11 protein-coding genes and 1 tRNA gene are annotated in these 14,154 nt (G+C 48.4%); 3 read left to right on the top strand and 9 right to left on the bottom strand.

The genetic code is table 11. The annotated features are described in order from the left end of the window. Positions 1–3: 3 nt before the first annotated feature. Both Pla110_RS21895 and Pla110_RS21900 read left to right on the top strand, forming a co-directional pair. A complete protein-coding gene (locus Pla110_RS21895) occupies positions 4–3,273 on the top strand; it encodes a type I restriction endonuclease subunit R (protein WP_144999270.1) in 3,270 nt (1,089 codons plus the stop codon). Positions 3,274–3,311: 38 nt separating this feature from the next. After that, on the top strand, positions 3,312–4,013 hold the full coding sequence (locus Pla110_RS21900) for a M48 family metallopeptidase (protein WP_197440387.1): 702 nt from the start codon (positions 3,312–3,314) through the stop codon (positions 4,011–4,013). A gap of 32 nt (positions 4,014–4,045) precedes the next feature. Here Pla110_RS21900 and Pla110_RS21905 read toward each other — a convergent pair whose 3' ends face one another. Beyond that, complete coding sequence (locus Pla110_RS21905) at positions 4,046–4,558, bottom strand: hypothetical protein (RefSeq protein ID WP_144999275.1); 513 nt, start codon at positions 4,556–4,558, stop codon at positions 4,046–4,048. Between the two features lie 1,185 nt (positions 4,559–5,743). Here Pla110_RS21905 and Pla110_RS23240 point away from each other — a divergent pair. After that, positions 5,744–6,256, top strand: coding sequence for a DNA adenine methylase (locus tag Pla110_RS23240; RefSeq protein ID WP_197440388.1), 513 nt, complete (start codon positions 5,744–5,746; stop codon positions 6,254–6,256). Here the strand turns inward: Pla110_RS23240 and Pla110_RS21915 are convergent. The 8 genes from Pla110_RS21915 to Pla110_RS21950 form a co-directional block, all read right to left on the bottom strand. After that, complete coding sequence (locus Pla110_RS21915) at positions 6,223–7,698, bottom strand: hypothetical protein (protein ID WP_144999279.1); 1,476 nt, start codon at positions 7,696–7,698, stop codon at positions 6,223–6,225. The two genes, Pla110_RS23240 and Pla110_RS21915, sit on opposite strands and share 34 nt — an antisense overlap. 294 nt (positions 7,699–7,992) lie before the next feature. Further along, positions 7,993–8,065, bottom strand: a tRNA-Ala gene (locus tag Pla110_RS21920). Between the two features lie 153 nt (positions 8,066–8,218). Further along, positions 8,219–8,809, bottom strand: a complete 591-nt coding sequence (locus tag Pla110_RS21925) for a hypothetical protein (protein ID WP_144999280.1) — start codon at positions 8,807–8,809, stop codon at positions 8,219–8,221. Between the two features lie 73 nt (positions 8,810–8,882). Next, positions 8,883–9,380, bottom strand: coding sequence for an RDD family protein (locus Pla110_RS21930; RefSeq protein WP_144999281.1), 498 nt, complete (start codon positions 9,378–9,380; stop codon positions 8,883–8,885). Between the two features lie 42 nt (positions 9,381–9,422). Continuing rightward, complete coding sequence (locus tag Pla110_RS21935; protein WP_144999282.1) at positions 9,423–9,884, bottom strand: RDD family protein; 462 nt, start codon at positions 9,882–9,884, stop codon at positions 9,423–9,425. 97 nt (positions 9,885–9,981) lie between these two features. Beyond that, on the bottom strand, positions 9,982–10,965 hold the full coding sequence (locus Pla110_RS21940) for a family 43 glycosylhydrolase (protein ID WP_144999283.1): 984 nt from the start codon (positions 10,963–10,965) through the stop codon (positions 9,982–9,984). Positions 10,966–10,998: 33 nt separating this feature from the next. Then, positions 10,999–12,363: a sulfatase-like hydrolase/transferase gene (locus Pla110_RS21945; RefSeq protein ID WP_144999284.1), complete on the bottom strand. Its 1,365-nt coding sequence runs from the start codon at positions 12,361–12,363 to the stop codon at positions 10,999–11,001. Between the two features lie 276 nt (positions 12,364–12,639). Further along, positions 12,640–14,112: a neutral/alkaline non-lysosomal ceramidase N-terminal domain-containing protein gene (locus Pla110_RS21950; RefSeq protein WP_144999285.1), complete on the bottom strand. Its 1,473-nt coding sequence runs from the start codon at positions 14,110–14,112 to the stop codon at positions 12,640–12,642. Between the last annotated feature and the right edge of the window lie 42 nt (positions 14,113–14,154).

The following is a 14,154-nucleotide window of genomic DNA, read 5'->3' on the forward strand; positions in this document are numbered from 1 at the left end:
CGCATGGCAGTTTCGGAGTTTCTCGAAGATTTGGTTTCACACCTACCTGCGTTACAACTTTTGCAACAGGTTGGCTACCAGTACCTTACGCCAACTGAGGCACTTAAACTGCGAGGCGGTAAACGCAGTCGTGTCGTACTGGAATCGATTCTGCTCGACCAACTTCGCAATCTGAACCAGATCAACTTCAAAGGGCAGTCGCACGACTTTACTGAGACGAATCTGAAGAACGCCGTCGATGCACTGACCAGCATTCCCTTCGACGGTTTAGTGAAGACTAATGAGCAAGTATTTGACCTGCTGACGTTAGGCAAGGCACAAGAGCAGACCATCGACGGGAACAAGCGGAGTTATACGCTTCAGTACATCGATTGGGAACACCCCGAAAACAACGTCTATCATATCGCCGACGAGTTCGAGGTCGAACGGACAGCTTCTCACGAGCTACGGCGACCGGACATTGTGTTGTTTGTAAACGGCATCCCCCTCGCCGTTATCGAATGTAAACGTCCTGATGAACATGATGCGGTGGAAGTTGGCATCAGTCAGCATCTTCGTAATCAACGAAAAAACGAGATTCCCGGCTTATTCGTCTATTCGCAGCTTCTTGGCTCGATTTGTCAGAACGCAGGCAAGTACGCTACTGCGGGAACACCCAAGAAGTTCTGGTCTACATGGAAAGAGGATCACGCCGAGGATTTGGACTTGAAGCTGGCGAAGCTCATCAATACACCGCTATCCCAACTGCAACTTGACCGCATGTTTGAAAGTCGGAAGTTGTGGATCGTAGACAAGATGAAGCAGCTATTGGCAGCGGGTGAGCGGTTACCTACCCCTCAGGATCGATTACTTTATTGCTTGTTCCGCCCTGAGCGTCTGCTAGAGATGGCATTCAGATATATCGTCTTCGACAAAACCCAGAAGAAGATCGCCCGCTATCAACAGTATTTTGCTATTGGTGAGACATTAGCCCGAGTGACTAAAGCTAAAGGTGATGAGCAGCGACCGGGCGGCGTCATTTGGCATACGACCGGAAGCGGAAAGAGTTTGACAATGGTGATGCTTGCGAAGGCATTGTCACTGGAACCATCGATTAAGAATCCCAAAGTAGTAATCGTTACGGATCGAGTCGATCTCGACCGGCAAATCTGGAAGACGTTTCTGGCTTGTCGAAAGTCAGTCGAACGAGCAGGCAGCGGCAAGCATCTTGTGGATTTGGTGTCGCAGGGAAAAGCCGACATCATCACCACGATCATTGACAAGTTCGAGTCAGCCGCATCGACACATGAACTACGAGACGAGGGGAGTAATGTCTTTGTGCTGGTCGATGAAAGCCACCGCAGCCAATATGGATTGGCTCATGCCAAGATGAAGCAGGTGTTCCCCAACGCCTGTTACATCGGTTTCACTGGTACTCCACTACTGAAGAAGGAAAAAAGTACCGCAACCAAGTTTGGCGGCTTCATTCACAGCTATCCGATGCGTAAGGCTGTTGAGGACAAAGCGGTGACGCCGATCTTGTATGAAGGTCGAATGTCGGAAATTCAAGGCGATCAAAAGGCTATCGACAAATGGTTCGACCGAATCACCAAGGATTTGTCTGACGAGCAGAAAGCTGATCTGAAGAAGAAATTTCGCCGTGAGGAAGAACTCACTAAAACCTCAGAGCGGTTGTATGAAATCGCTTTCGATCTGGTGACTCACTTCTGTGATAACTTCAAGGGAACCAAGTTCAAGGGGCAGTTTGCTGTCAGTAGCAAAGCGATGGCTCTGAAATACCACCAGTTGTTCGAAGATATCGGCAAGGAATACCCGGAGCGTAGGGTTTCGTCTCGTGTAATCATCTCACCTCCTGACACACGGGAGGATAATGAGACGATTGAAGAAGAGGACATGCCAGAAATTCAGAAGTTCTGGATAAAGACGATGGATGAGTTCGGTTCGGAGAAGAAATACCTCGAACGAACAATCGACGACTTCGAGAAGAAGCCCCAACCAGAAATCATTATTTGTGTGGATAAGCTGCTCACGGGCTTTGATGCACCCTGCAATACAGTTTTGTATATCGACAAACGACTGCGTGACCACAACATCTTACAAGCCATCGCCCGTGTGAACCGACTCTTCGATGGTAAGGACTTTGGATTAGTCGTGGATTATCGGGGAATCTTCGGGGCACTTGACAAGGCGGTAAAGAAATACGACGCCTTGAGTGGCTTTGAGGAGGAAGATCTTGAAGGGACGTTCACAGCGGTTGCAGAAGAGGTTGCCAAGCTTAAGGAGCGACATACCCATGTCTGGTCAGTCTTCAATCCAGTGCAGAATAAGCAAGACTTAGAAGCGATGCAGCAGCATCTTCGCCATGAGGATGTCAGGCAGGAATTCTACGATACCTTGAATGATTTTTCAAAGACGCTGCAATTGGCGATGTCATCAGCTAAGTTTCATGACGAGACTCCACAGAGGGAAGTACAGCGTTACGTCGATGACCTGAAGTATTTCCGTAATCTGCGAGCCGCCGTCAAACAGCGATACAATGAAGCGGTCGACTATAAGGAGTACGAAGACCAGATTCGGAACATGGTCGATAAGTACATTGGTGCCGACGAAGTGAAGCAGATCGTCCAGCCGGTCAATATCTTTGAAGTGGATAATCTGGATGACGAATTGAAGGATATCGAAGGACAAGCCGCTAAAGCTGATTTCATTGCTTCACGGGTCAAGAAAACCTGCACTGAGAAGATGGAAGAAGACCCGGTTCTCTATCAGAAACTCTCTGAGGTGATCGATGAGGCGATTAAGGCATACTTGGATAAACGGATGAGCGAGGAAGAGTACCTTAAGAAGATGTTTGAGGTGTGGAACGAAGCCAAAGATCAGGGATCATCCAAGGTGCCTTCCGAATTGCGAAGCGATCCAGAAGCCAAGGCATACTTTCGGTTACTATTGGATGGTTTTGAGAAGATTGCAGCCAGATCTGGTCAAAATGCAGAATCGGACGTTGGACATGCTGTTGATGAAACGCCAACCATGCGGAATGATCTCGCTGGTATCGCTGCGGAAACAGCGTTGAAGGCGAAGAAAATCATTGACGAAAAGAAGATTCGAGACTGGGTAGACAATCGAGACGTAGAGAACGCCATGATTAATGATCTTGATGATCTGATGTTTGCTACCAAAGGGCGTTACGAATTGGCTCTCACTGGTGAAGATATTGATGAAATTCTGGAAGGTATCATGCGAGTCGCCAAACGCCGAGAGGTTCAGAAATGATCAGCCATAACAGAGACATCAGCCTGAAGCCACGTCGAATGACTATTCAGTATGGTCGAAAAAAGATCGACTATGAGCTTTCGTATTCTCCTCGAAAGACTTTGGCAATCGACGTACATCCTGACCTGTCTGTTGTCGTAACTGCTCCACATGACGCTACAGATTTCGCTGTTGAAAGAAAGTTGCAGAAGCGATCTTGTTGGATCATCCAGCAACAGCGTTTTTTCGAGAACTATCTTCCAGCCATCCCTACTCGCAAATACGTCAGCGGTGAGTCCCACCGCTATCTGGGACGTCAGTATCGTTTGAGGGTTCACGAAGGTGATGAAAATATCGTCAAGATGGCACGAGGGCAGATCAATGTTTATCTATCTGACCCCACAAATAAATCACGGATCAAGACTCTCGTTGTCGGTTGGTTTCGCCAGCGTGCCGAGATCGTGTTTGGTGAGCTATTCGATGCTATGGTAGCTAAAGCCAATCGACACGGGATCGGCGCCGACAACTTCGAAATTCGCAACATGAAGAATCGCTGGGGTAGTTGCACGAAAGAAGGTCGTATCCTTCTCAATCCCGATTTGATCATCGCTCCCAAAACGTGTATCGAGTATGTAATCGCCCACGAGCTTTGCCACTTAAAAGAACACAACCATGGTCCACGTTTCTACCGCCTACTGAAGAAGCTTATGCCCGACTGGGAACAGCGACGAGAGCGGTTGAATGATTATCTGATTGGATGAGCAACGATTCGGGAGTAAACGGTTAATGTACATTAAGACTTATAAGATCGAATAAATAACTTCAACGCCGTCTTGATAGGTAGCTGTGTCAGGTCGTGTTGCCGTACATATAGTAAGAAGTCATTTTTTAGACCTTCCATATCCGTCTCTTCGAAAGAGTAAACGAGATTTTCGTCATTTCCTAGGTCACTGACCAGAATGTGTCTCAGTGTTTCGGTGTCACATCGGAAAGAAGGATTCTGCAGTAATCCCATGCGATTAAAAAGAGAATATAAATAGCTTATGGCATCCACATCCGCAGATTTCATGTGATCTCCAAACCACTTTTTCACCAGCTTTCGGAATTCCCTCCGTCTCTCCTTTCGAAATTCATCGTATTTATTGTAATCCACAATATTTGGATTTTTAATCATAAATTCGATAAGCTTCTCAAGTCGCTTCCATTCATCATAAGCGTCATCGAATCCCAGAACTTTCATGCGTTCTTCGATAAGAAGATCGCCCAGAAAACCAAGTGGTCGCTCCAGTTTGTATTTTTCTTCCATGAATATAATCCTCCGAGCAGCATAAATACCCTACGAGGTACGTACCGTTCCTTCGTTATTTGATTTGAGCATCGCAACTTTTGTGAATTGCGATTATTTGCGACCTTCCCAACATGAAAAGGTACAGAAGGCGCCTTAAGAGACCTCATTCCGAGGTGCATGGCTTGCCAGTAGCTTTGTAGTAACTGTGTTCGTAATTCTTAGTAAATTTATAGTCGGAATATTATAATTATAAATAAAAAGTGTCAAGATCACTTAGGAAAATATAACAGACTGAACAGGTCGAATGTATGTTTGTGTGACGGCAGACATACAGCGACATACTGTATGTATATAAGTGGTATACATATATGAATAGTCCGAGTTTCGAATAGTTTTGATATCAAAAACGAAAAGTGAACGAAAAATGTACATAAAGGTTTCGTTTGCAATATGACTTTATTGTCAAGAAGTCGGGTGGTATTTTAATCTCGAAAATACAAACAAAAATAAATGGCGATACTATATAATTATGAATGACAAAACTGGTCTTCGTAAGGAAATCGGCTTGTGATATAATGTTACCACATAGATTACGAATGAATTACTATACGATTACGAGAGGGAATGAAATGACTTCGTTGGGAGGAGCCTTCTGGACGGGCTGGATTTATCCAAGCAAAAAGGTGTCGTTTTGACACAAAAAATGGCTTCAGGTCGAAATGACCATGTATAGTGTGTACTTACACCTCCACACTTGAGTAGATAAGCGGAAATGGAAAGTTTTCCTCGTAAGAGGTTTTATCTGGGCTACGGGCAGGTATTTGATCCTGCATAATACGGCGACGTCCCAGTCTATTATCACAGTAAAAACTGCCAATATAAAGCGATGGTAAAATGTTGTGTGATTTACCTGTAGTCTGCTCTTTATTACTTAAAAAATGTCATTCAACTGTTCATGTATGTATAAATACCTGAAAGTGAGAGTAAGTAAGACAAGTGTAAGTGGGATCCTTATTTTTGAGGATAAAACTTATATCTTATTCACTTTGCCTTTCAGTGTGTTAGGGATGCCGCTTTGTATAGAATCAGGTGGTAGAGACAACGGCTCAAGAGTAAAAGACAAAAGATAATAGCTGTCTTTGCATGAATTTACACCGACAACACTCATTCAAACGCAATCTCAGAGAGCGTCTCCGGAGAGAGATGCTGACGCAAAAGCAGGCGTCGGAGAGGATCGGGGTGAGCTATAAATGGTTTCGCCGCCTCTGCCATCAAGATCTGGTTCGACCGGTCCACCGATCAAAAGGCGACCTCGAAAAGGTGGCTGCTTTTTTCGGCGTGGAATTGTCAGAACTCTGGAGCGATCCGAACAACGTCGGAAGGAGTTATTCACCTGTCTTAATAAAATGGACAGGCAGTAAGCGGTTACAGGCGAAGCAAATAGTCAAAAGATTTCCAAGGACTAATGGGACATACTTCGAGCCATTCGTGGGAGGCGGATCGGTTTTATACGAACTTCTGAAAATTCCTATACTCAACATTGGCATCGTTTGTGTGAAGAGGGGGCACAGTACTTTCTCGAAGCGAGAGATGAGTTTAACGAGACTAAGGATCCTCTTCTCTTTTCTCCTACGTACCTGCCGTAATGGACTGGTACGATTCAATAAAGCTGGAAAGTTCACTCATGTTACGACAAGTTCGTCAAGAACTGGTTGAAACTTTCCCTTCAACTCCCTGATGGCAGTGTGAAGTTTGCCAAAGGGGCGACTGGTATAGCATTCGATAAGGCTGTCGGAGCCTGTCTCACCATGAGCGAGACATACCGACGAAATCTCCTGAGAGTATTCGTGCCGTAAAATTGAGGGTAAAGTATCTCGGAGGGTGCCAAACGGATGAGCCGGAAAATCATCAGATAAGAATGGTTTTCTCAGAGCATTGAACCAATTAGCGAAACTCGTTTGCTTATTCTTGGCATGATCTCTGTAGAATGGTCGGTTTCGCTTCGACAAGATTAGCCGATCTTGACCGACATTTTTTGCTCGATCAATTCCCCATTCCACAAGAGGGATGACCTCCTCCCATAACAGCCACTCGCCATACACGTCGCTCTTGGGTCGATTCCAACGAAAATAACAAAACCAGTCATCGGGTGTGCTATCGAGATTTAATAGTTCAGCGTGAGGATGTACGCCTGAAAAGAAACATTCGGCTGTAATTCGACCAATTTCGGCAGCACCGAAGGCACAATTGAGAGACAATCCCAGAATCAATTTTCCTTGATTATCGGCTGCCTTTGCAAGTTGTGCAAGTTGATGTACCTTGTATGTCTCAGGACCGATCTGTCCGAAACCGTTGTTTTTCTTGTCCTGCGGCAGTTTCAAAATCGTTCGATCAAGTTTTCCTTTGGGTTTATTCCAACGCAAGTCAGATTCATCACACCACTCGAAAAAAGCAGTCAGACAAGCAATCATATGTTTCGAGTGTGAATTACTACAGCGTTTCGATTTCTTGGTTTCAGGACGATTACCCCAATATGATACGAGTTTCTGGCACTCGGTTTTATTGAGTTGCCAAAGTGGTATGTCATCGTGAGTCTCGATCAACCACCTCGCTTGGTCTCGACGTTTTCGCCGGTTGTCGATTAACTGTCCCGCCTCTGTCTTTGGTGAGGTTTCCAACAGATATTGCCGGAATTGCCTAAGTGCCTCATGAAAAGTCGTGAGCTCAGCGGTCGATGGATCATCTGGAACGACTGGTGGTTCATCGAGTTCTGGGTACTTGGATCGAACATCACGAATCGCTTGAGCAACTGCCTTGTCGATCTGCTCTTGAAACAACTGCTTTACGACCGCTTCACCACGCTGTAGTGCAAAAGGATCATCGGCAACGAGGTTTACGCCGACACGTTGAAGCTGGCGGAAGATGAAAAAGTCCTCGCTTGCATGATATTGATCCCGCTTACCCATGTGGGAGACATTATAAATTAAAGGGTTTTGTTCGCCTCGTGCAATCTTGCGAGCGTAGGTCAGTGAGATCGGCTTCCAGTAGTCAACACCTTGCTCATCACACTGATTGCGATAGAGGCTCTTAATGGAATCTATTCGACGCTTCGCTTCGTTCTCAGAGGTGTCAGCGGGACGTCCAACAATGAACTCCACTTCCCTACCTTTATGGGTCTTTCCAATCCTCGGTCTCCATGCACCCTTCTTAAGTTTAGGTAGCTGTTTGGTTGCGTAGGTCGCCACGATTTCTGTCTCCGATGAGAATGTTCCGGTGAACTCTCAAGTTATACGAAATCGGGGTTGTTGCAAGCCAAACCGGGATTGAAATCGGGGGCAAAATCGGGGTTTATCTGGTAGCAGAAGTGCGTTTATCAGCGGAAGGCATGATACAAGATCAATAAAAATACCCACTTACGATAAATCGCAAGTGGGCTATAAATCGGGATCGAGTGGAGGATACCGGGCTCGAACCGGTGACCTTTTGGCTGCCAGCCAAACGCTCTCCCAACTGAGCTAATCCCCCGAAATTGGGCGTTCAAACCCCTTTGGGGTCGGAACGTTCGGAAATTATCACGCTCGCCCGGCTCTGTCAAGCGGGAGGGGCGGGGTAATCGGGCCTGCTGCTCAATTGTGGCTGTATTACCGGTATATTGGACCGATTTTCACCTTTTCAGGTTCACCCCTCTTCGAGCAGGTTTTCCATTTTTTCGAGGCTTTCAGTGTAAATGTCGATCCCTTCCTGATCACCCAGATCGCGGCAATGCTGCAGGGCGATGCGGGTGTGCAGAATGGCGTGCGGGAGCTCATCGGAAAGCGCCCAGGTGACGCCGAGTAACCCGTGAATGCGGGCCAGACCTTCCTGAACCGGGGTACCGAGCATATTGTCGTACTCCGTGATCATGCTCTCCAGTAGAGCTATAGCGGACGAATACTCTTTCTGATTGATCAGCCGCTTGGCATCTTCCAGTTGGTCGTCGAGCCGATCGACCGGGTTTTGCGGGTCCTGTTTCTGCAAGGCATCCAGCAACTCCGGTTTGCCCGCACGATCAAACACCTGGGCCAACGTCACGAGGGATTCGGCGTAGGCCTCTCGCTGTACACGGTCCTGCCGAACCTCGGGAGGAACGGATTGCCATTCGACGAAATGGGCTTTAATGGACTCTTCGTATTTCTCGCACAGAAATGCCAGTCGCTGCATGTCCCGATCTTCGATCGAATTTCGCAGCGCCGTCCACAGTTCGGAAGGATTAAGATCAGTATCAGACATGAAAAACTCTGTTTGCAGTTAGAGACTAAAATGCACTTGGGAAGAAAACAGTTCGCAATGAAGTTGCTCTGAATCAGAGGGGAGGTTCTATTGGCATAATCTCGAGTTCAGAATCATCAAATTCCTCTTCTGGAGGGTGCCGGTCAACGACCATGGTGCCGCTTAGCAAATCGTGCAGGGCCTGGTTTCGTTTGGTAAAGAGTATCGTCAGATAGCCGAGCAGACATGTCAATAAGGTAACCAAGCGAGCCCCGTGCCTGACGGTCGCCCGCAACAGGCCGATGCGATTTCCGTGGAGGTCGGTGACTTGCAGGTTATTCATACTCTTAGCCCACGTCCCTTGCCGACGCGATCGCTCCAGAAAGGCATAGTACACCCACCAGCAGGCAATGAAATAATAATACCGATAAGTGAACGCGATCCGTTGCTCTTCCGTCCATTCCCGCTCTCCGAATATGAATGTTTCTGGGAACAGAAAAATCGAAACTAAGTAAGTCACGATGAACAGAAAAAAGTTATCGAAGAAAGCCGAAACGACGCGACGAAAGAGTAGGGAGATTTTCTGAATCATTTTGTACTGGTTCCAGTGTACGTCGTGAATTGAACTTCGACTTCAATAATGCACCGTTGGAGTAACAGGTTTTTCTGAATCGAAGTCGAGTTCGTCCTCTACTTCGGGATGGATATCAACGACCACCGTGCCGCTGATCCAATCGTGCAAGGCTTGGTTCCGTCTCGTATAGGTAATGGTTAAATAACCGAGCATAAAGGTAAAAAAGGTTAATATTCGAGCGATGTGTCGGACCGTTGCGCGAATGATTCCTACCCGATTTCCATGAAGGTCAGTTACCTGGAAGTTGTTTAACCTTTTGAATAACGTCCCTTGCAGAGGCGATCTCTCAAGAAACGCGAAATAGATCCACCAACCCAATATCAGAGAGAAGTTGAAGTAAGCCACGTGATCATCGTTCGAGAATAGATATATCGCCGGTCCGAATACAGCAACTATCAAGAGGACATTATCGGCAACTGCGGAACCGAGACGTCTTGAGATGAGTGATGATCTTTGTCTCATATCACGTTTTTCTTTTTCGACGATTCCGAATAGTCCTTATTTTACTGTACTCAGATTACTTAGTAGTTCACTCGTCTTCTGAAGGCTGTAAGCGGAATCATTCCTGATTACCGTCCGGAGGTGTCAGTACGGCACGGTAGATACGGTCTTTCTGCTCGTAGAGAATGATCCACTGACCTTTAGCCTGGAATGGAGCGGATAAGGTTTCAGCGGCGACGGAGGCTTTGATCGTGATGGACCGTCCCGCTTCCCAGTTGACTAAATCGTTCGATTGCCAGTACCGCCGTTCGGTCAATTTTTCAGGCTGGGAAATGCCCACATAACCCGCGGAGGTTTCTGCGGCTGCGAGAGACCGAACGTTTGCTTTGACGGGAATCACGGGTTGAGTGTTGGATTCGGAAGCGCGTTCCCAGTGAACCAAATCTTTGCTGACGGCCAGGCCCACAGCTTCGTCGAAGAAGAGACCCTTCATGCCTCGGTAAAGCAGGAAGTACTCATCTCCGCGTTGGAATACGGGAGAGGGATGCGTGGTGACGAACTGATCCCACTTCCCAACGCGTCGAGGCAAGACCGGATTGTCCTTCGATTTCGTCCAGGGGCCGGTCAGCTGTTTGGCTGTGGCCACGCCGACTTGTTTCGCCTCGCTGTTGCGGCCAGAGAAAAAGAGGTAATAAAGTCCATCACGTTTAACGACACCTGCGGGAAGTTTGGTGATGGGGTTGTCCCACGCTCCTGCGGGGCCTTCCTTCAAAATCGGATTGGTTGCATCCTGCTTGAGCCAATTAAGTCCATCTTCTGAAATCGCCAGGCCGATCCGTTCATGCCAGTCGGGTTGGGAACCGGGAATGTCCTGCGCTTCGAAAAAACAATAATACTTGCCGTCTTCAGCATAAACATACGGGTTATCCACCGCGTAATGATCCCAAGCCCCCTCCGGACCGCGATCGACGACAGGTTTTCCAAACGGTGTTTCCACCCACTCCCAATCAAGCGGCAACTCGGCAGGCTCTGCCGCGACACCTACGGATATGCAGAGCATTAATAAACAGAAACCACTCAGGACGAGACGTACCGGATTCATAATTATCGTTTTTTTCAATTTCAGAATGGTGATTTAGTTTTTATCGCCGGCCAACTCTGCACTCCATGAGTTGTGCAGTTGTTCCAATTCGCGAACTAGGTCGGCGTGCTGGAAGACGAGGTTATGCTGCTCGCCGATATCTTTCGAAAGGTCATAGAGAACTCGATCCTCAATCGGAGCATTCGGCTGTTCCTCTTGCGGAAGAGAAGTGTCTCGCGGGTTCGCGATCAGTTTCCAATTTCCTTTGCGAACCGCCCATTGATCTCTCTGTTGCCAATGAAAGACGTCATGGGGTGAAGCAGCCTCCTCAGAGCGGATCAAGTTCGTCAGGCTTTTGCCATCCAGTTGATGTTCAGGCTGAGGAATGCCACACAGGTCGAGGATGGTCGGGTACCAGTCGCAACCGGTGGCGAGTTGGTCGCGAACGGCTCCTTCGGGCAACTGGCCGGGCCACGAAATGATCGCCGGTACACGGATTCCCCCTTCGTACAGACTGAACTTGGCCCCACGATAAGGACCCGCACTTCCGCCACCACCAAACGCACGCGTCTCGGTAGAGTGACCATGGTCGGACTGATAAACAATGATAGTCTCTTCTCGCAGGTTCTGTTCATCAAGGTATCGCAGCAGTTCGCCAATTTTTTCATCCATGGTGGAAACGAACGCGGCATACTTATCGCGAGGAGACTCGAGGTTGGCATACACCTTCCGCCATTTCTCCGTCGCTTGTAATGGATAATGAGGAACGTTAATTGCCCAGTACATGAAGAAAGGGCGGTCATCTTCGGTCTGGATGAATGTCTTCGCTTCATCGACCATCAGATCGGGGAAGAACTGACCATCGCGAAAGATCTCTTCACCATTCTTCCACAAGTCATGCCGGTTGGGGCCATGCCAGTAAAAGAAGTGAGAGTAGTTGTCGATGCATCCTCCCATATGCCCGAAGGAGTAATCAAATCCCTGGCTGTTGGGCATCGTTTCTTCGTCATAACCGAGGTGCCACTTGCCCACGTGGGCGGTTCGATATCCTGATTGCTGAAACATCTCGGCAATGGTGACCTGTTCGGCCGGCATGCCTCCATGACCGTGTGACGAAGAGACATTCCCCGGTACGCCCGCTCGTTGCGGTACGCGGCCAGTCAAAAACCCCGCGCGAGAAGGCGAACAAACCGGGGCCGCAGCATAGAACTGAGTAAACCGGGTTCCCTCCTTCGCCAACTGGTCCAAGGCGGGAGTCACCAGGTCGGTGGCACCATAACAGTGGGCATCAACTGAGCCCTGGTCGTCTGTAAGAATCAGAATCACATTGGGGCGACCGGCGGCGAAAAGATCGCTCGTGAAGAGAGACAGAGTCGCAAGACCGATACAAGCCAGCGTGGTGGACAATCGGGATATCATGGGCTTTTAGTTTCAGTGATATGACGAAATGGGGTTGGTTTATGAAGTACTCAGTCCTCAATGACTTCGTTAATAAAGCCACTGCTGAACGAACCAGCAATGGCACCCGAAGAGAGAGAGAGAGAGAGAGAGCTAAGGGAAGGGTGGCCCAGACAATCGCGTCAGCGTTGCCTGGGTCGCGTAGCGACACTAAAGCATCAACAACGAAATCGACCGGAGATACTCCCTACCCTTCGTCTCACAATAAACGCATCTTTCTTACCTTCGGTTTTCCAATTACTTTTCTTCCGCGAGGTCGTTTAATAGACCAAGCAACGCGGTACGAATTTTAGGTTCCGCGTCGGTGGCCAGATAACTCGAACGGGCACGCCAGGTTTCGTAACCACCCCACTCATGTTGCTTCGGCGTGGGAAGGTAGCCGTTGTAACCGTTGGCCAGTTCCATCACGAAGGTCTGTTTGAAAGGGCTTTGATCCTTGATCGCGATACCGGTTTCGGCGAATGTTTCGCAGGGAGTACTCACGATGGCGAGATCCCCGATACGAATTGCCTGCAATTTGACTTTCACGGAATCCGGGAAGTCGGCAAGATAAACGGTCTCGTTCGCGTAGACTCCTTCGATGGCTTTATAGGAATCTTCCTGACTGGCAATATAAGCTTTGGCCTGGGCGACTTCTTCTTTTGTAGGTTTACGGACACCCAATTCGATTTCCGTCTCACGGACATCAATGGGCAGAGCAGAATGATATTCCACTTCTTCATAAGCAGTTTTAGTTGCAGAGGCGACCGAACCAGCGACGATCTGAATCTGCTCGAAGGGTTCGCGTCGAGGGGTGGATCCCAGACGGAAGTTGATGTTGTTAATGTCACCGCTGGTTCCATTCGACATAATGCCGACGAACTCTCCGTCCGCTCCCAGCATCCCGGCGAGACGGGTGGCGTATTCACCATAATAATCGGCCGACAGCAATCCACCTGGAATGCCACCGACGTAATGCAGCGAATAGTTCGCTAGCACAGAGATCGGTTTTCCATCGGGAGTCTGTGCCGAGAGAAAAGCAATTTCCGGATCGATGGGACCGGCCGGGTTAATCAGCGCATCGATATTTCCTCCCGGATTCATTTTCGCTTTATCCGTCGTGACACCGAAAGGGTTCGTGTATTCCGTCGTCGTAAACCAACGGCGATTGAAGACCTGAGTGGCATCGTGACCGGAACCGTAACCAACTTGTGCCGGTTGGCGTCGTTCCCATGCCTCGGCAATTCCTTCGACGATTTTGTCCGTAAGAAAATCACAATAAGGTTCGTCGACTTCGGCTTCGAAGACGGGAGTGACGGTCACGCCTGTGTGCGTATGTGTCGCTGAAATCAAAATGTTCTTCGCAGGAATGCCGACTGTTTTTTCAATCCGGCTTTTGGCTTCGTCCATAATTTCACGGGGAATCATGCAGTGATCGCAAACAGCGAAGGCAACAGCAGTACTCCCGTTATCCACGACGAGACAGCGAGCATGGAGTGGATCATGCACCCCTTTTACCATACGGGCACGCAAGCTGCCGGCAGAAGAGATGGGGAAATTTTCCGGCGTAATGTCCATTGCGTAGGCTCCCACTTTCAGGGGAGCGGCGTCGGCTGCCAACGCGGCATTCGCCAGAAACAGTGCAGGAAGCAAAGCCAGGCTGAACAACGTGGCCGACGAGAAGCTGACGGTTGAGATCGGGAACGGGCGAACGAATCGCAGTGACTTCATTATCAAATCACCTTTATCAATGGAGGCGCAAAGAGGATCATC

The sequence above is a fragment of the Polystyrenella longa genome (genome assembly GCF_007750395.1).
GTDB classification, from domain to species: Bacteria; Planctomycetota; Planctomycetia; order Planctomycetales; family Planctomycetaceae; genus Polystyrenella; species Polystyrenella longa.